The following is a 17,491-nucleotide window of genomic DNA, read 5'->3' as shown; positions in this document are numbered from 1 at the left end:
CCGTGAATCTGAAACACCTCTTCGCAGCCCTGACATTAGGTCTGCTTGCGACAACGACGTCGGCACAGCAGCCTGCGCCAAAGGTGGTCATTAAATCTGAACTGGCTTCTCCGCTGGTGCTGGAAAATAGCCAGGACAAAAACTACCTGAAAGTGTCACTGACGGGTTTCCCGTTGCATGCAACCAAACGTAGCCCAATCAACCTCGCACTGGTGATTGACCGCTCCGGCTCCATGGGCGGCGATCGCATCGAACAGGCCACAGAAGCTGCCGTGATGGCGGTGAACACCCTCAGCGCTCAGGACACGCTCTCGGTCGTGATTTACGACGACGTCGTGGATGTCATTGTGCCTGCAGCTAAAGTCGGCAACAAAGCCAAGCTTATCAGCCATATCCGTGAACGGCTAACCGCTCGCGGCGGCACCGCGCTGTTTGCCGGGGTCAGTCGCGGCATTAAAGAAACCAGTAAATACCTCGATAAAGCCCATGTTAACCGCATCATTCTGTTGTCTGATGGTCAGGCGAACGTCGGTCCCTCCTCCACCAGCGAACTGGCGGAACTGGGTAAAATTGCCGCCCGCAAAGGGATTGCAATCACGACGATGGGCATTGGTGAAGGTTACAATGAAGATCTGATGGCGGCGATTGCCCAGTACAGCGATGGCAACCACGTGTTCGTGCAAAACACCGATGCGCTGGAGAAGGCATTTGCCCATGAGTTTGGCGATGTAATGTCCGTCGTCGCTCAGGATGTGGTGGTGCAAATTAACGTCGCCGACAACGTTAAGCCGTTGCGCCTGCTGGGGCGTGAGGGTGAAATCCGCGACAATACGGTTACCGTAAAACTGAACCAGCTTTACGCCAACCAGGAGAAATATGTCATGCTGGAGGTGCTGCCAGCCAAAGGCTCCGCCGCACAGAGCAAGCCGCTTGCCGAGGTCAACGTCAGCTATAACAACCTCGCTACCGGACAGAAAGAGCGCTGGGATGACAAGATGGCCGTCAGCTATACCGCTTCCGCCAGCGATGTTCAGAAAGCGCAGGTGGAAGATGTGGTCGTCGATTCTGCCATTCAGAAATCCGCCATTCAGAATGAGCAGGCGTTACAGCTCATGGATGAAGGCAAAATGGACGAGGCAAAAGCAATCCTGCGTGAGAACTCCAGTACGCTCAGCGCATTACCGCTTAGCGCACCGGCCGCCAGAATGAAGGCGCAGGAGAGTGCAGAGGAAAACCTTAAGTTGCTGGACAGAATGGAAAGCGAAAGCAAAGAAGCTTCTCGCAAATCGCTGAAAGAACAGAGCTATAAAACCAAAAACCAGAGTTCGAAATCGAACTGATCCACAAGGAGTGCTGGATGCTCAGACGCAAGCCAATTTATCTCGTCATCACATTGATGTTTTTTATCCTGCTTGCTTACCTGGGCGTTCGCACCCTGGAACATGAAGTATTGTTGCGCCAGTACCAGACCCAGACCCTGGCGAAATCGCAAACGGCCAGCGTTGCCACGGGCATCGAAAACATCCTGCAGCAAAAAGCCTCACGTCTGCATGCGATCGGCGATTTTATCGACCCTGCTGACGTCGCTACCCTCAGCACGCTCAAAGAGAACGACAGCGACATTGCCGACGTCTTTATCCTGCGGAAAAATCATCTCCTCTACCCCGATGAGCACCAGTCATTAAGCAATGAGGATAAGGAGTGGGTACGCCTGCTCACCCCCCTGGTCAACGATCCCAGCCAACTTGCCAGCCACATGGCTCACAGCGAGCAGGAGACGCCGCAGGCCGGCTGGTTTATTAGCTTTGAAACGCAGGAACCTCTGCTGATTTACTGGCGGCAGAAAGACGAGGCGATCATCGGTTTTCGCCTCTCCTGGGTACAGCTAATGATGGATATGGCGAACGGCATTCAGGTGAACCTGGAGGATCCGCAGCAGATTGTCCGGGTGACGGAAAATGGCCGTCAGCTTTATCAGAACGCGCAGGCGGATTTACGCCAGCTCACCTTACTGGACTCCCGCACGCTGGAGTACCCGCTCACAACATGGCAAGTCAGCGCTTACGGTGTCAACGCCCCGCTCTGGCACATCTGGCTGTGGGGCGGTGCGTTAATTGTCCTGCTGTTGGCCGCCGTTGCACTGCTTGGTTTCTCGCTGTGGCGGGAATATACCCGCGCGGCGCGCCAGGCGCGCCAGCAGGTCGATTTTGTCAGCCAGGTGTCGCACGAACTGAAAACGCCGCTGACCAATATCACGCTCTATGCCGAACTGCTGCGCGAAGGGCTGGATGATGAACAAACGCACGAGCGACGCTATGTGGATGTGATCACTCAGGAAGGTCAGCGGTTATCGCGGCTTATCCAGAATATCCTGACCTTTACGCGCGCGCCGAAACTGCATCTTCAGGCAGTCGATATCCCCCATCTGATGGCTGTAATCACGCAGATCTTTACGCCTGCGTTGCAGGCAAAAGGGATGACGATTCAACTGTCCTGCCCTGAGAATCTGACATTGCACAGCGATCGCGACGTGATCACGCAAATTGTCAGCAACTTTTTGAGTAATGCCGAAAAATACGCCTCGCAGGGTCAGCGCGTCGACCTGACCGTTGAACGCGTCGCGACAAACGTGGAGATCGCCGTTCGCGACTATGGTCCCGGCATTGCGGAGAACGAAATGTCCCTGATCTTCCGCCCGTTTTATCGGGTCAAATCCTCCATTACCGAAGGCGTTTCGGGTACCGGTATTGGGTTAACCATCGCTTGCCAACTGGCGCAACGCCTGCACGGCAAGATTCAGGTAACGGCACAAGAGCCCGGCGTCTGCTTTACCCTTACGCTACCTCAGGGATGAAAACATGAAGATATTGATTGCAGAAGATGATGCCAACATCCGCCAGGGGCTGGTGGATGCGCTGTCGCGCGAAGGTTATTCGCTCATTGCCGCACCGGACGGACGCGCGGCGCTGGAGTGTTATCACCGCGACAAACCGGACTTCGTGCTGTTAGACATCATGATGCCCGAAATGGATGGCTACACGGTCTGCCGGGAGATTCGCCGCCAAAATGAGCACATTCCCATCGTGTTTCTCTCCGCCAAAGATGAGGAGATCGACCGGGTTGTGGGGCTGGAACTGGGAGCGGATGACTACATCAGCAAACCGTTTGGTATTCATGAACTGCGCGCGCGGATAAAAACGATCGCCCGTCGCTGTTTGAACCATAACGCCACACAGCCTAACCTCAGCTTTGCTTTTGGCGACCTTACGGTGTTCCCGAATGAACTGTGCGCCTGGCGCGGCGAGCAAAAGCTGGAACTGACGCTGCGGGAAGTACGCATTTTAAGCTGCCTGGAGCGTCATCAAAATCAGGTGGTTACGCGCGATATGTTGTTCGATGCGGCGTGGGGATACGATTATTTGCCCAATAGCCGCACGCTGGATCAGCACATTTCCCGGCTACGCAAAGTCATCGAACGGGATGCCAACCACCCGCAGCTAATCCGAACGGTGCATGGTCTGGGGTATCGATATCAGGTATCGTAACGCACACATTGCGATGTCACAGGTATAACCTGCAGGCCGATTGCGGTTATCATTAATGACATTCACCAGAGCGGGCGCGAAATGCCCGCCAATTCACAGAGCGGATTACACATAGCTAAATCTGCCTAACCAGGAAGTGACTGAATGAGCATTCGTATCATCCCGCAAGATGAGCTGGAAAAGAGCGAGAAACGCGCGACGGATATGATTCCACCGTTATTATTCCCCCGGCTCAAAAACCTGTATAACCGTCGTGCCGAGCGTCTGCGCGAACTGGCTGAGAACAACCCGCTGGGAGACTACCTGCGCTTTGCGGCGCTGATCGCCCATGCCCAGGAAGTGGTGCTGTATGACCATCCATTGCAGATGGATCTGACCGCACGCATCAAAGAAGCCAACGATCAGGGTAAACCGCCGCTGGATATCCACGTTCTGCCGCGCGATAAGCACTGGCAGAAACTGCTGCACTCGCTGATCGCCGAACTGAAACCCGAGATGAGCGGCCCTGCGCTGGCAGTGATCGAGAATCTGGAAAAAGCCTCCGAACAGGAACTGGAACAGATGGCCAGCGCCCTGTTTGCCTCTGATTTCGCCTCTGTCAGCAGTGATAAGGCCCCGTTCATCTGGGCCGCACTGTCGCTGTACTGGGCGCAAATGGCCAGTCTGATCCCGGGTAAAGCCCGCGCGGAATACGGCGAACAGCGTCAGTACTGCCCGGTGTGCGGCTCAATGCCGGTCTCCAGCATGGTGCAAATTGGCACAACCCAGGGGCTGCGCTATCTGCACTGCAACCTCTGCGAAACCGAGTGGCATGTGGTTCGTGTAAAATGCAGCAACTGCGAGCAAAGCCGCGACCTGCACTACTGGTCACTGGACAATGAGCAGGCGGCAGTCAAAGCCGAAAGCTGTGGTGACTGCGGAACCTACCTGAAGATCCTCTATCAGGAAAAAGACCCGAAAGTGGAAGCTGTCGCCGACGACCTCGCGTCGCTGGTACTGGACGCGCGCATGGAGCAAGAAGGCTTCGCCCGCAGTTCCATCAACCCGTTCCTGTTCCCGGGGGAAGGGGAGTAAAGTCAATCTACCGCGTATGTTGACCCGGTAAGTGAAATGCTTCCGGGTTTTTTATTGCGCCAGCGCAGGGATGACATGCAGCGGATCGTTAGCAATTGCCCGTAGCAATGCTTTTGCTGGCCCCGTTGGGGAACGTCTGCCCTGTTCCCAATTGCGTAAGGTATCAACATTGACTGATATCAGATCGGCAAACTTCGATTGCGACAGCCCCGAAGCCTGACGGATTTCTTTAATTTTCATCGCATCAATATGAAAAATTCGTGAAGGTAGACGTGCACCTTCAACTATCTCGTTCATTTGGTTCATGCTTTTAGTCAGTCGCTCGAATAGCGCCTTATCCATTTACCACCTCTCATTTAACATACGGAGCACTGCTTTTTCTTGCTGGGTCAGGTCATCCTTGAGACCTTTTCGATAAATCAGCAATAACCGAACTTCTGTACGCCTGCTCTGATAAAAGTAGATGATCCGGACACCACCTCGCTTTCCCTTCCCCTGAGCTTTCCAACGAATTTTTCTCAAGCCGCCAGTATCTTGAATCACATCGCCATACTCGGGCTGCGCAGCCAGGAACAGCTGAAATCGATGGTATTCATCGTCGTCCAACAGTTGCTGGACATCTTCAGTAAAAAATTCCGTTTCTATGAATATCATTTTTCTTATGCCATTGGCTTATAGTAAGCGAATTTAACTATACGTCAATGACGTATAGTAGATATCCATCACCTTAAGACGACGAAAAGGACATTGCCACCAGGATTGAAAGGCAGAGATCCCTTTTGCGAGGCGCTTTCCAGAATTTCACCCTGACCAAAATCCACCATTCTCTTTCACGAAAAACCAGGTTATAACACTGTATATTCATACAGATTTAAGGGATTAAGAAAATGGCGCTTGAAAACGGTATCGCACAACAGGTTGAGGAATTTATCGCGGCAGGGCGACCTTCAGCGCGTCGGCAAAGTATTGATGACCGGAGGGCGGGCTATATCGCGAGTACCGTGCTGGCCGGAGAGACTGAAACGCGTGTAGAGGTCAGCGATGTTGAGCTGGAGGGGATGACGTTGCGCGTCGTATCGCCGCGCCACGCGTCAGGCTCCCTGCCCTGCGTTATCTACTATCACGGCGGCTGTTTCGTGAGCGGCGGATTCGCCACCCACGATAATCAGTTGCGGCAGTTGGCGTATACCAGCGGTTGCCGGGTTATTGCCGTGCAGTATCGCCTCGCGCCTGAACACACGTTTCCCGCGGCGCATGACGATGCCGAAAAAGGCGCCAACCTGATCTGGCAATATGCGGAGCAGCTTGGCGTTGAACGCCAGCACATCACGCTTGCCGGGGACAGTGCGGGTGGGCACCTGGCGCTGGTGACGGCTTTACGCCTGAAGGCGGCGACGCAATGGCTACCCGCGCAACTGATGCTGATCTACCCGATGCTTGACGCGAGCGCAAAATGTGAAAGCTATACCCGCAATGGTCTGGACTACATCATTACCCGCGACACGCTGCTCACCGGGTATGAGATGTATTTGCCCTATACGGATCGCCAACATCCCGAAGCCAGCCCACTTTGGCGAGACGACCTCAGCGGCTTACCGCCCACGCACATCATCACCGCTGAATTTGATCCGCTACGCGACGAAGGTGAACTTTTGTATCACCGTCTTACGGTACAAGGCGTCGATTGCACCTGCCAGCGCTATCTCGGCGTGATTCACGGGTTTTTCCAGCTAGCTGGCATCAGCCATGCGGCGCGCAGCGCAATGCAGGATATTGCCTGGCGCGTTGGTATTCAGCGCGCAGAAACCGTTATTAAATAAAGAGGGGGCAACCCCCTACTCTTCTTCGTTTCCGCCTTCTTCATAGGGGCCAAACGGTCTGGCAGGCAGAACAATGTAGGTGCCTTCAAAAATGGCGCCGGTGGTCTCGTCTCCTGATAGCTCCACCAGCAACTGGACACGCGCCTTTTTCCCCCGCGCCAGACGGTCAAGATCGCCGCTCAAAGAGCCGAGATCGGCAACCGCGGCAGGTCTGCCGCTGATAGGCTTGCTATAGCGGATATGGGCGTCGGCGAGAATAATCGTGCCCCCGAGATGGCGCTCGCGCAGCATCAGCCAGATAAGACCCCAACCGGTCAGCGTGGCCAGTGAAAACAGGCTCCCGGCAAACAGCGTGTGGTGCGGATTTTGATTGCCCGTCTCCGGCATGGTGGTAATGAATTTTTGTCCGGTGTACTGCTGAATGCGCACACCCATCTTCTCGCTCAGCGGGATGTGCTCATACCACGCCTGCTGAAGTTGTCCGCACCAGTCGCCGCGATGCAAAATGTCATCAAGCGAGGCAACCGGTTTGATCATCAAAAAGTGGCGAACCGGTGTGGTTTGTGGCGTGGTGATTTCGCCCTGATTGACAAACCCCAGTTTGGCGAAGAACTCAACCGCGTCTTCCCGTGCGCTACAGGTCACCCGTTTGACACCTTCCTGACGCGCGACGGACTCCAGCGTCATCGCCATCAGCGTACCCAACCCTTTCTCCTGCACGGTCGGATCGACAGCCATGAAACGGATGGAAGCCTCATTATCGGCATTGATGTACAAACGACCGACGGCCACCAGGTTGCCCTCTTCATCCACCACCATCTGGTGATGCGCCATCGCGTCCCAGGCATCACGCTCGGATCCTTTCGGCTGATGCAGCGGCTTGCGCAGCATCTCCCAGCGAAACTGATAGTAACGCTCTAATTCCTCTTCTGTTTGCGGTACTCGAAGGTGATACATAGCTGTACTCTCTCTTGTTACCCGCGGCCACGCCGGAAGCTGATTCATACCTGTAACCAGAACGTCACGGGGCCATCATTTACCAGCGCAACCTGCATATCCGCAGCGAAGCGTCCGGTCCGCGTGTTCATTTCCTGTTGGCGGCAGCGTTCGACGAAATAGTCGTACAGGGCTTCCGCCCGCTCCGGCGTCGCCCCTTTAGAGAACCCCGGACGCATACCGCGTTCGGTATCCGCCGCCAGCGTAAACTGTGACACCACCAGCACACTCCCGCCCGCCTGTTGCACGTTCAGGTTCATCTTGCCTTCGGCATCGCTAAAAATACGGTAGCCGAGCACGCGTTCGCACAGGCGATTCGCTTTCTGCTCGTCGTCATCCTTTTCGACACCCAACAACACTAATAGTCCTGAGCCAATTTCACCCGTCACTTCGTCCTCCACGGTGACGCTGGCACGGGTTACGCGCTGAATTAATGCAATCATGGTTGGTCTGCTTCTTCTTGTTCTGCGGCTTGTTTGAGTTTGCGGTATTCCCCGAGAGTGACAGTTATTTCCGCGCCAAGCAAGACGATACACCACGTCCAGTACACCCAGACAAACAAAATGGGCACCACCGCTAACACGCCGTAAATGAGCTGATATGACGGGAACATGGTGATATAAAGCGCGAAACCTTTCTTTCCTGCCTCGAACAACAACGCGGCAACAAAGGCGCCGACAATTGCATCACGATTGGGTACGCGCGTGGTCGGCACCACGCTGTAGAGGAGCCAGAATGAGAGCCAGGAGAGGATCAGCGGAAAGAGGCGCAATACATTATCGATGACCGTATTGAGATCGCTGGCCCAACGTAATGAGAGAAGATACGAACTGATCGCCAGGCTTGCCCCTGCCAGCAATGGCCCCAGCGTCAGAATCATCCAGTACACGGCAAAGGAGTACACTTTTGGCCGCACACGCGTACTGCGCCAGATAGTATTCAGTGCGCTATCAATGGCATACATCAACAACAGCGCGGTAACGATTAACCCGCAGGCTCCCACCGCCGTCATTTTGTTGGAGTTGGCAACAAACTGCTCGATGTAGCGTTGGATCACATCACCAGTTGCCGGAATGAAGTTGGCAAAGATAAAGTGGCGCAACTGGACACTGACATCAGAAAACATCGGAAAAGCGGCGAAAAGTGCAAATATGACGGCGACCAGCGGCACTAATGAGAGCAACGAAACATAGGCAAGATTCCCTGCCAGCGTCGTCATATTGTCCTCATCAATGCGCTTGTAGAGGAGCTTCAGCCAGGCCCAGATCGGTCGGGTATGATGCCTGGCTTTTTGATGCACGGTTTTTAGCATAACAGCTTCGCGAAATAATCCGGGATGACGGTTTTATCAGCCACCAGAATGCTGGTTATCCCCAACTGGTTGGCGCCTTCTATATTATCGACATTGTCGTCAAAAAAGACCGTATCGCTCGCTGAAAAACCCTCTTGCTGTAACACATGCTGATAAATCCGCGCCTCCGGTTTGCGCATGCCCAACTCCTGCGACAGATAAATATGGTCCGCCACCCGGCGAATCTCCGGATATTCGTCTGGCCAGAACGTCGTGTGCAGCCGGTTAGTATTCGACAGGACGACCACGCGATGCCCCTGTTCACGCAGTTTCTGCATGATGTCGATAACCTCAGGTCGCAGCGCGACAAAAACGGCCTGCCAGCCGTGAGAAAACTGTTCGTAGCTCAGCGACAGATCCATCTCATGACAAAGGGCCTCGGCAAACGCTTCGTCGGTGATTTCGCCCCGTTCGTGCTGATGGAAGGCCTCACCCATCGTAAAACTTTGCTTTAACGACGCCAGCGGCACACGGCTCAGATCGCTCCAGGTACCTAATACGCGGTTGAAGTCGATATCGACAATCACATTTCCTAAATCAAAGATATAGAGCATGTCCCTCTCCTTACTTGCCGTGGATGAATAACTGTAGCGGGAAAGGGGCGTTTTGACTATGTGCCCGTCAGGGAAAGATGAAGGAAAAAAAGGCGATGCCCTTACAGCATCGCCTTGTTCTGGTGTGATATTTATCGGTTTCTTAGAAGCTGTATTTCACCCCGAGCATCGCGGAGGTATCGCTGTAGCTGTTGTCACCTACCTGCTGTGAAACGTTACCCCACACCTGCAGACGAGGATTGATCTGCCCTTCGATACCCACTTTCAGCTCACCAATGTTACGCGTCCCGCTGATTTCATCCTTGATGGAGCCCATCTGCACGGTCTGGTTATTGGTGTTGTGGATCCAGTTCGCTTCAATAAACGGTTGGAAATCACGGCCTTTATCGGCATCTTTCTCCGCATGACCTTTCAGGTAAGCACGAACGCCAAGGCGCGTCATCAGGTTACCGTCCGTCTTGTCTTTCACCTGAGTCCCGTTGTGTTCACGGTGTGAATCGGCCTGCACGTCCATCCAGATAACCTGCGCTTTCGGTTGGATCCAGTAGGTTTTATTTTCACTTTCCCCGACCAGGAAGCTATAACCACCTTCAACAGACGCCGTGATACCATCGGATTTGTAGTTTTCGCTGGCCAGATGATCGCCGCGCACGGTGTTATCAAACCAGTTGTACAGCACCCAACTGTCCAGATAGGTCCCGGTCTTATCCGCTTCGTTTGCATACCAGGTGGCATACAGACCCACGCTGTAACCGTCTACCTGTCCACGGGACGAATAGCCCGTGTAGCTGTTATGGGTTTTACTTTTCTGATTGGCATAACCCGCCATCGCACCCAAATGCCAGCGATCGAGGCCGTCGCTGCTCCACTGCGCCAGGTCGCCGCCTAACTGCAGAACATAACGGTTAGCGGAGGTTTTCAGCTGTCCGCTGCCGTCGGTGAAGCGATTATGGCCTCCGACGTTACGCATCCACATCGTGGTAACTTTTTCTTCGCCGGTCAGCATGTCGGTATACTGCGTCTCACCCAGACGGTCGTGCAGACGGGTGATAAACATCGTATTGGCCGCATAGTTGTTCGCCAGATAGCTCCCAAATTCAGGGCGATACTGGTGCTCTGTGGAAGGTGGTGTTGGCACTGGCGGTCCAGGAGGATCCTCTGGGTCTGGCTGTGCGGGATCCGGATCCGGCTCAGGTTCTGGCTCTGGTTCAGGATCAACAGGCGGTGGATCCACCGGCGACAGTTCGCTGGTCAGATACCAGTCACTGGCTTTTTTCACCACGTCATAGTCATACGCACCGGCGACGATACGTCCTGATTTCGTAAAGGTACCGTCAGAGTTCCCGGCAACTTCAACGATTTTAATTCCGTCAACGGTCAGTTCACCGGCACCACCAATGTTGTTGATGCCCACTTTGGTATCACCAGAGGTATCGCCATTCACCTTCAGCATGTCGGTTAATGAACCGTCGCCTTCCAGCACGGTGTTCAGCACCAACAGCGCGTTGGTCCCGATGTAGTTGCCCACAACAGTCAGCGTTTTGAAGGTGGTTGCATCGTCGCGAGAAACACCGTCAGGGCTGTAGCGCAGCGTTGCCTGATCCAGCGTCAGGTTAGAAACGATGGAGTTTCCGGTCATTTTCCATTCGCTGCTGGCGCCTTTCATATTCAGATTAATGGTTGCACGATAAGAAGCCGTGTTTTCCAGTTGCGAAGAGTTAGCGCTACCGACGAACTGGCTACCGTCATCCATGGTCAGGTCAATAACACCGCTTGAACGCGCGTACAGATTACCTTTAATGTCATAGACGCCCGAAGCTGCAGTATCGGTTGCCTTATCCCAGGAGCGAATGAGCGCTTTACTTTGATAGGCATATATCGCGTAAGCGTTGTTGCCTGTGGCATCAATAGCCGTGTTTCCCCCCAGATTCACCGTGGCGAAATCAGTACTGGCGGAAGCATAGATGCCATGCGCACCACTATTAGTGGTAGTGACATCCAGGTTATTGAGGTTAACTTCACCTTTTCGCCCAGCGTAAACCCCATAAGCATTTGTACCGGAAGTCGTAATGGTTGTGGTTCCACCGATTGTGACATCGGCGATCCCCGCAGCGCTACCAAATAGGTCACCGAGATCTTTACCTGCATAAATCCCGTATCCGGAGTTCATGCCACCGCTACCGCGAGTAACGATATCAGCATCGCCGTGAACAATGATCGAAGAGTACGCGCTAGTGTTTGCTCTGGAGATATTTGCACGCAACCCCATGCCGTCTGAAGCATCGACAGAAACATTTCCGCTAACTTCTACAACAGAATAAGCACTTGAAAGCTCGCGACCGAGGTTAATCCCATCAGAACTCGTTCCGGTCGTCGTAATGGTAATATTCTCTGCTTCTAATCGACCGCCGGCGTTTTTAGAGTGGATCCCATCCGCTTCCGAGCCAGTAGTGTTAATGACCAGATTTTTAAATTTATAACCCGTGCTATCAAGGTATACACCCCAACCTTGCAAAGGTGTGGTTAAGCCACTCTGACTTGTATTAATTAAGACTTCGTCAAATGTTGTGTAGTCACGACTATTTGACAACAGCGGGTTACCATTATAGTAAATCGTCTGATCGTCACAGAAAAATTGGGCCGTCGTCGTGTAACCACATCCCGCAGCAATCGCTTGTCCGCTAAGGCTCCCCAGAGCCAGCGCACTAGCGATACAGAGTGCCAATTTCCCTGGTGAGGGTGTTTTGCATTTCATTTTTTGTGTTTTCATAGGAATACCTTTTCCGCACTACTCTTTTTTCGGATAAGAGCATGAAAGACGCTGTAAAAATAATTTAATTAAAAGGCAAAGCGGGTCTGTTCATCTTTAAGAATTAAAGATTCACTTACCTTTAAAATTATTAAATCGTTCCTTTGCGCGATTAATACAATTATTCAAATATCATGTCAACGGGGCCTCAGGTGACGAAAAAGGTAAATTAATAAAAGGCCGTCAATTTATTAGGACTATTCCTGGGTGATTTTTTGAACAGATAAGAAAATGAGTATGGAAGGTTAAAAAGGCTTATAAATCAAGAAGAATTAAAAGCACACTTTGATAAATCATGCAGGCTTTAGGAATTTTACACATAATACCAGGATGTTTAACTATTTCTATTTTTTGTGATAAGAACCGCCTGAAACGGCGGTTTATTCCAGGGGGACTGTTACGCAGAAATGACATCATCCTGGTCCGGACTCACCTGAACAATCTCCACCTGATTCGACTGGAGAAGCGTATGGAGGGCCGAACCGGGAAGTTCATCCGTAAACAATGCGGTGACAGAAGAGATATTGCCAATCTCAACCGCCGCAGAGGCGTGGTATTTCGTATGGTCGGCAGCAAGCAGAATATGCCGGGAGTGGGCCATCATGGTCTTCACCACGCTGGCTTCATTGACATCAAATTCTAACATCGCCCCATCGCTTTCAATCGCCCCCACGCTGGTGACGAGGTAGTCTGCACGGAAACCACCGACAAACGCGGTCGCAGAAGGGCCAATAATACCGCTGTTATGTGGCCGCAGTGTGCCTCCGGGGACCATCACTTCGAAACGGGGATTGTTATAGAGAATATGCGCAACCCGTAGGCTGTTGGTGATAATGCGCAGATGATTATGGTTCAACAATGCCCGCGCCACCTGCTCCACAGTGGTGCCAATGGTGATGAACACCGTTGAACCATCTGGAATATAGTCCGCCACCGCTTCCGCGATGGCTTTCTTCTCTTGCGTCCACGAGACTTCACGTTGCTCAAAGGCAGTATTAACGACGCTGGACGCGCGACCTGCGCCACCGTGATGACGGGTGATCAACCCTTGGTCGCTTAATTTACGAATATCACGACGCACCGTTTGTGTAGAGACATCCAGTAAAGCCGCCAGTTCATCAATGTTCATATACCCGCGCTCACCTATGAGCGACAGCAACTGATCGTGCCGTGGGTTACCGGTCAGTTCGGTAAAACTCATGAAAATTCCTCGAAAAACCATTGCCCTGCATTTTATACAAAAAGTGACAGAAAAGATCGGGTTTGATCACAGTCAGGGATTCCTGCGCGCCCACCGGGTCGGGTGCATTTTAGCGCCGCAACGCCGCTGGCGAACCTGACAGCGTCTTTTAGTTCGCTTCCTGATGCAAGGCTGAATGCCAGCGCACCGTGAAAAACATCGCCTGCCCCGGTCGTATCCACCACATCCACCGTAAAACCGGCCTGGTGTTGCAGCATGCCATTTTCCATCCAATAACACCCTTCGCGACCCTGCGTGACGTAGACATGTCCATTTGTGAGCGTTTGTGATTTTTTTAATGCGCTGGCGGTCTCACTGATACCGGTCAGACGCGCCAGGCCCGGCGCCGAAAACGCGGCATGATCGCTTAACGCCACCAGCTCGCTAATGTCCTGCGGCGTCACATCGCCATCCAGCAGCGTTTTCACGCCCGCCTGACGCGCCAGCGTAAACGCCTGTTTTGCCCCTTCATGCCAGCGAACGTCCGCCAGTACCACATCCCACTGAGAAAAATCGATGTCATTAAGCCAGTCGGCCTCCGCCAGCAGATCGGGGCTGGGGAAATTGACGATTATTCGCTCTCCCTGAGCATCAACCATAATGGCCGACTGTGACGACTTCGCGTCGACATAGCGCCGGGTGTAGCGGGTATTGACCCCCAGGGATTCCAGTTCCGACAGCAGACGGTTTCCGGTGTCGTCATCGCCCACGCGACCAATAAAGTCTACCTGCGCACCTAACTTCGCTGCGGCCACCGCGGCTGTTGCCGCTGGGCCACCGCCGACCTCGGTATAGCGACGCGCCACATATTTACCGCCTTCAGTCGGTAACGTTTCTACGTAATAGATGCGATCCAGCACGGTAATACCTACACAAGCAATACGAATCATGGTCGTTCCTTAAGCATGTTGGGATGAGGCTATTTTAATTTCACTAAATGTTTAAAAAGTGACGGCTGTCAATTTTTTGACCATAAATTACAAATACGATCAAAAACAGACAGAAAAGCACTGTCAGAAATGACAAAAAATGACATCACCGTCTCAGGAGAACGATATGGCAGTAATAGCATTTATCGGATTAGGACAGATGGGCTCCCCGATGGCGAGCAACCTGCTCAGGCAGGGTCACCAACTCAGCGTTTTTGACGTCAACGCCGATGCCGTACAACGGTTGGTCGAAAAAGGGGCACAACCCGCTCGCTCTCCAGCGCAGGCTGCGCAAGGCGCTGAGTTTGTCATCACGATGCTGCCCAATGGCGATCTGGTACGCAGCGTGTTATTGGGTGAAGACGGTGTTTGCGAAAGCCTCTCCCCGCAGGCGCTGGTGATCGATATGTCAACCATCCATCCCTTGCAGACCGACAAATTGATTGCCGACCTGCGCGCCAAAGGTTTCGCCATGATGGATGTACCGGTCGGGCGGACCTCCGATCACGCCGTTGCTGGCACATTATTGCTGCTGGCAGGTGGCTCTCCGGACCAGGTCGAGCGCGCCACGCCGGTGCTAATAGCAATGGGTAATGAGTTGATTAACGCTGGCGGCCCGGGAATGGGGATCCGCGTGAAGTTGATTAACAACTACATGAGCATCGCGCTGAATGCCCTGTCAGCCGAAGCCGCCGTGCTGTGTGAAGCGCTGGGTCTCTCCTTCGATGTGGCGCTAAAGGTCATGAGCGGGACACCTGCCGGAAAAGGCCATTTCACCACCTCGTGGCCGAACAAAGTGCTGAAAGGCGATCTTTCCCCGGCCTTCATGATCGACCTGGCCCATAAAGATCTTGGCATTGCGCTGGATGTCGCCAATCAACTGCACGTTCCTATGCCGCTCGGCGCGGCGTCCAGGGAAGTTTATAACCAGGCGCGAGCCGCTGGCCGTGGGCGGGAAGACTGGACCGCCATTCTCGAACAGGTTCGCACTACTGCCGGACTGAAAAACCACCATTGACAGGTAAAAGGACTGAAGAATGACCACGTACACCCTGAAAGATATCACCCGACCTTCCGGCGGTTTCGCCATGCTGGCCGTTGACCAGCGTGAAGCGATGCGCCTGATGTTTGCCGCAGCAGGCGCGCCAACGCCGGTCACCGATCAACATCTCACGGATTTTAAAGTCAATGCGGCAAAAATTCTCTCACCGTATGCCTCCGCCATTCTGCTGGACCAGCAGTTCTGTTACCACCAGGCGGTGGAACAAAAAGCGGTCGCCAAGAGCTGCGGCATGATTGTCGCCGCCGACGCCTTCATCCCGGGCAACGGCATTCCCGTCGACAGCGTGGTGATTGATAAAAGCATCAATCCGCAGGCCGTCAAACAGGATGGTGCGAAAGCCTTAAAGCTGCTGGTGCTCTGGCGCAGTGATGAAGACGTACAGCAACGTCTGGCAATGGTGAAAGAGTTCAATGCGTTGTGCCATGCCAATGGCCTGTTGAGCATCATCGAACCGGTGGTCCGTCCGCCCCGTCGCGGCGATAAATTCGATCGCGAACAGGCGATTATCGATGCCGCGAAAGAACTGGGCGACAGCGGCGCCGATCTCTACAAGGTTGAAATGCCGCTGCACGGTAAAGGTACACAGCAAGCCCTGCTCAGCGCCTCTCAGCACCTGAACGAACACATCAACATGCCGTGGGTCATTCTCTCTTCCGGTGTTGACGAAAAGCTGTTTCCACGTGCGGTCAGCGTCGCGATGAGCGCAGGCGCTTCCGGTTTCCTGGCCGGTCGTGCGGTCTGGTCATCGGTGGTGGGCTTGCCGGACAGCGAGCTGATGCTGCGTGATGTTTCTGCACCTAAATTGCAACGCTTAGGTGAAATTGTCGATGAAATGATGGCCCGCCGCCGTTAATACGAGGATCAACGAATGAAATGGTTTAACACAATGAGCCACAACCGCTGGCTGGAACAAGAAACTGACCGCATCTTCAATTTTGGTAAGAATGCGGCGGTCCCCACCGGATTCGGCTGGCTGGGTAACAAAGGGCAAATCAAAGAAGAGATGGGCACGCACCTGTGGATCACCGCACGCATGCTGCACGTCTATTCCGTCGCCGCCGCGATGGGCAGACCGGGCGCTTACGCCCTGGTCGATCACGGTATCAAAGCCATGAACGGCGCGCTGCGCGACAAAAAATACGGTGGCTGGTACGCCTGTGTGAATGACGAAGGCGTGGTGGATGCCTCCAAGCAGGGATACCAACACTTTTTTGCGCTGCTGGGCGCGGCCAGCGCGGTCACCACCGGACACCCTGAAGCCAGAAAGCTGCTCGATTACACCATTGAAGTCATTGAGAAATACTTCTGGAGTGAAGAAGAGCAAATGTGTCTGGAATCCTGGGATGAGGCGTTCAGCAAAACCGAAGACTATCGTGGCGGCAATGCCAATATGCATGCCGTCGAAGCCTTCCTGATTGTTTACGACGTTACCCATGACAAAAAATGGCTGGATCGTGCTATCCGCATTGCCTCAGTCATCATTCACGATGTCGCCCGTAAAGGGGAATACCGCGTCAATGAGCATTTCGACGTGAACTGGAACCCGGTCCGCGATTACAACAAAGACAACCCTGCTCACCGTTTCCGTGCCTATGGCGGCACCCCAGGCCACTGGATTGAGTGGGGCCGCCTGATGCTGCATATCCACGCCGCGTTAGAAGCAAGATGCGAGCAGCCTCCCGCCTGGTTACTGGAAGATGCGAAAGGTCTTTTCCACGCCACCATTCGTGATGCATGGGCGCCCGATGGGGCTGACGGCATCGTGTACACCGTTGGCTGGGATGGCAAACCCATTGTTCGTGAACGTGTGCGCTGGCCCATTGTGGAAGCGATGGGCACTGCCTATGCGCTCTATACCGTCACAGGCGATCGCCAGTACGAAACCTGGTATCAGACATGGTGGGACTACTGCATTAAGTACCTGATGGATTACGAAAATGGCTCGTGGTGGCAGGAGTTGGATGCGGACAACAAGGTCACAACCCGGGTATGGGATGGTAAGCAGGATATTTATCACCTGTTGCACTGTCTGGTCATTCCGCGCATCCCGTTAGCGCCAGGTCTGGCACCCGCCGTTGCGGCGGGCCTGTTGGACATTAATGCGAAATAA

At 53.6% G+C, this 17,491-nt stretch carries 17 protein-coding genes; 8 read left to right on the top strand and 9 right to left on the bottom strand.

Annotated elements, in window-relative coordinates; all coding sequences use genetic code 11:
- Positions 1–2: 2 nt before the first annotated feature.
- The 4 genes from F384_RS21070 (at position 3) to fdhE (ending at position 4,619) form a co-directional block, all read left to right on the top strand.
- Positions 3–1,340: a vWA domain-containing protein gene (locus F384_RS21070; protein WP_046493142.1), complete on the top strand. Its 1,338-nt coding sequence runs from the start codon at positions 3–5 to the stop codon at positions 1,338–1,340.
- Between the two features lie 17 nt (positions 1,341–1,357).
- Entirely contained in the window at positions 1,358–2,854 is a 1,497-nt protein-coding gene (locus tag F384_RS21065) for a sensor histidine kinase (protein ID WP_046493139.1), read from the top strand.
- A gap of 4 nt (positions 2,855–2,858) precedes the next feature.
- Positions 2,859–3,545, top strand: a complete 687-nt coding sequence (locus tag F384_RS21060; RefSeq protein ID WP_046493136.1) for a response regulator transcription factor — start codon at positions 2,859–2,861, stop codon at positions 3,543–3,545.
- Between the two features lie 144 nt (positions 3,546–3,689).
- The gene (fdhE, locus tag F384_RS21055; protein ID WP_046493134.1) at positions 3,690–4,619 is read left to right on the top strand and encodes a formate dehydrogenase accessory protein FdhE; all 930 of its coding nucleotides are present in this window, start codon (positions 3,690–3,692) and stop codon (positions 4,617–4,619) included.
- A 51-nt stretch (positions 4,620–4,670) separates the two neighbouring features.
- Here the strand turns inward: fdhE and F384_RS21050 are convergent, their stop codons facing one another.
- Positions 4,671–4,961, bottom strand: coding sequence for a helix-turn-helix domain-containing protein (locus F384_RS21050; protein ID WP_046493132.1), 291 nt, complete (start codon positions 4,959–4,961; stop codon positions 4,671–4,673).
- Complete coding sequence (locus tag F384_RS21045) at positions 4,962–5,273, bottom strand: type II toxin-antitoxin system RelE/ParE family toxin (RefSeq protein WP_046493129.1); 312 nt, start codon at positions 5,271–5,273, stop codon at positions 4,962–4,964.
- 233 nt (positions 5,274–5,506) lie between these two features.
- Between F384_RS21045 and F384_RS21040 the strand changes: the two genes are divergently transcribed.
- Entirely contained in the window at positions 5,507–6,439 is a 933-nt protein-coding gene (locus F384_RS21040) for an alpha/beta hydrolase (protein ID WP_046493127.1), read from the top strand.
- Between the two features lie 15 nt (positions 6,440–6,454).
- On the opposite strand, the gene fabY is transcribed toward F384_RS21040, so the two are convergent.
- From fabY to F384_RS21005, 7 genes are all read right to left on the bottom strand, one after another.
- Positions 6,455–7,396: a fatty acid biosynthesis protein FabY gene (fabY, locus tag F384_RS21035; RefSeq protein ID WP_046493125.1), complete on the bottom strand. Its 942-nt coding sequence runs from the start codon at positions 7,394–7,396 to the stop codon at positions 6,455–6,457.
- Between the two features lie 44 nt (positions 7,397–7,440).
- Entirely contained in the window at positions 7,441–7,878 is a 438-nt protein-coding gene (gene dtd / locus F384_RS21030; protein ID WP_046493123.1) for a D-aminoacyl-tRNA deacylase, read from the bottom strand.
- The gene (locus F384_RS21025; RefSeq protein ID WP_046493122.1) at positions 7,875–8,747 is read right to left on the bottom strand and encodes a virulence factor BrkB family protein; all 873 of its coding nucleotides are present in this window, start codon (positions 8,745–8,747) and stop codon (positions 7,875–7,877) included. Before F384_RS21025 ends, dtd begins: the two co-directional genes overlap by 4 nt.
- Positions 8,741–9,340, bottom strand: coding sequence for a glucose-1-phosphatase (gene yihX / locus F384_RS21020; protein ID WP_046493119.1), 600 nt, complete (start codon positions 9,338–9,340; stop codon positions 8,741–8,743). Before yihX ends, F384_RS21025 begins: the two co-directional genes overlap by 7 nt.
- Before the next feature lie 142 nt (positions 9,341–9,482).
- Positions 9,483–12,110 carry an autotransporter outer membrane beta-barrel domain-containing protein gene (locus tag F384_RS21015; protein WP_046493118.1) on the bottom strand — a complete coding sequence of 876 codons (2,628 nt, stop codon included), beginning with the start codon at positions 12,108–12,110 and terminating at the stop codon, positions 9,483–9,485.
- Positions 12,111–12,546: 436 nt separating this feature from the next.
- On the bottom strand, positions 12,547–13,350 hold the full coding sequence (locus F384_RS21010) for a DeoR/GlpR family DNA-binding transcription regulator (RefSeq protein ID WP_046493116.1): 804 nt from the start codon (positions 13,348–13,350) through the stop codon (positions 12,547–12,549).
- 32 nt (positions 13,351–13,382) lie between these two features.
- A complete protein-coding gene (locus F384_RS21005; RefSeq protein WP_046493113.1) occupies positions 13,383–14,279 on the bottom strand; it encodes a sugar kinase in 897 nt (298 codons plus the stop codon).
- Between the two features lie 166 nt (positions 14,280–14,445).
- Here F384_RS21005 and yihU point away from each other — a divergent pair, with 166 nt between their 5' ends.
- The 3 genes from yihU to yihS are packed head-to-tail and all read left to right on the top strand — an operon-like array spanning position 14,446 to position 17,491.
- Positions 14,446–15,336 carry a sulfolactaldehyde 3-reductase gene (yihU, locus tag F384_RS21000; protein WP_046493111.1) on the top strand — a complete coding sequence of 297 codons (891 nt, stop codon included), beginning with the start codon at positions 14,446–14,448 and terminating at the stop codon, positions 15,334–15,336.
- Positions 15,337–15,355: 19 nt separating this feature from the next.
- Positions 15,356–16,234 (top strand): sulfofructosephosphate aldolase, encoded by an 879-nt coding sequence (gene yihT, locus F384_RS20995; protein WP_046493109.1) that lies wholly within the window; start codon positions 15,356–15,358, stop codon positions 16,232–16,234.
- Positions 16,235–16,249: 15 nt separating this feature from the next.
- Positions 16,250–17,491 carry a sulfoquinovose isomerase gene (gene yihS / locus F384_RS20990; RefSeq protein ID WP_046493107.1) on the top strand — a complete coding sequence of 414 codons (1,242 nt, stop codon included), beginning with the start codon at positions 16,250–16,252 and terminating at the stop codon, positions 17,489–17,491.

This window comes from Citrobacter amalonaticus Y19 (assembly GCF_000981805.1).
Taxonomy (GTDB): Bacteria; Pseudomonadota; Gammaproteobacteria; order Enterobacterales; family Enterobacteriaceae; genus Citrobacter_A; species Citrobacter_A amalonaticus_C.
Note: the sequence above shows the minus strand (reverse complement) of the source record. Positions and strands in the feature narration are given on the sequence as shown.

Coding starts and splice junctions, on each gene's coding strand:
- F384_RS21065 (WP_046493139.1), top strand. CDS start 1,358: ATGCTCAGACGCAAGCCAATTTATCTCGTCATCACATTGATGTTTTTT.
- F384_RS21060 (WP_046493136.1), top strand. CDS start 2,859: ATGAAGATATTGATTGCAGAAGATGATGCCAACATCCGCCAGGGGCTG.
- fdhE (WP_046493134.1), top strand. CDS start 3,690: ATGAGCATTCGTATCATCCCGCAAGATGAGCTGGAAAAGAGCGAGAAA.
- F384_RS21050 (WP_046493132.1), bottom strand. CDS start 4,961: ATGGATAAGGCGCTATTCGAGCGACTGACTAAAAGCATGAACCAAATG.
- F384_RS21045 (WP_046493129.1), bottom strand. CDS start 5,273: ATGATATTCATAGAAACGGAATTTTTTACTGAAGATGTCCAGCAACTG.
- F384_RS21040 (WP_046493127.1), top strand. CDS start 5,507: ATGGCGCTTGAAAACGGTATCGCACAACAGGTTGAGGAATTTATCGCG.
- fabY (WP_046493125.1), bottom strand. CDS start 7,396: ATGTATCACCTTCGAGTACCGCAAACAGAAGAGGAATTAGAGCGTTAC.
- dtd (WP_046493123.1), bottom strand. CDS start 7,878: ATGATTGCATTAATTCAGCGCGTAACCCGTGCCAGCGTCACCGTGGAG.
- F384_RS21025 (WP_046493122.1), bottom strand. CDS start 8,747: ATGCTAAAAACCGTGCATCAAAAAGCCAGGCATCATACCCGACCGATC.
- yihX (WP_046493119.1), bottom strand. CDS start 9,340: ATGCTCTATATCTTTGATTTAGGAAATGTGATTGTCGATATCGACTTC.
- F384_RS21015 (WP_046493118.1), bottom strand. CDS start 12,110: ATGAAAACACAAAAAATGAAATGCAAAACACCCTCACCAGGGAAATTG.
- F384_RS21010 (WP_046493116.1), bottom strand. CDS start 13,350: ATGAGTTTTACCGAACTGACCGGTAACCCACGGCACGATCAGTTGCTG.
- F384_RS21005 (WP_046493113.1), bottom strand. CDS start 14,279: ATGATTCGTATTGCTTGTGTAGGTATTACCGTGCTGGATCGCATCTAT.
- yihU (WP_046493111.1), top strand. CDS start 14,446: ATGGCAGTAATAGCATTTATCGGATTAGGACAGATGGGCTCCCCGATG.
- yihT (WP_046493109.1), top strand. CDS start 15,356: ATGACCACGTACACCCTGAAAGATATCACCCGACCTTCCGGCGGTTTC.
- yihS (WP_046493107.1), top strand. CDS start 16,250: ATGAAATGGTTTAACACAATGAGCCACAACCGCTGGCTGGAACAAGAA.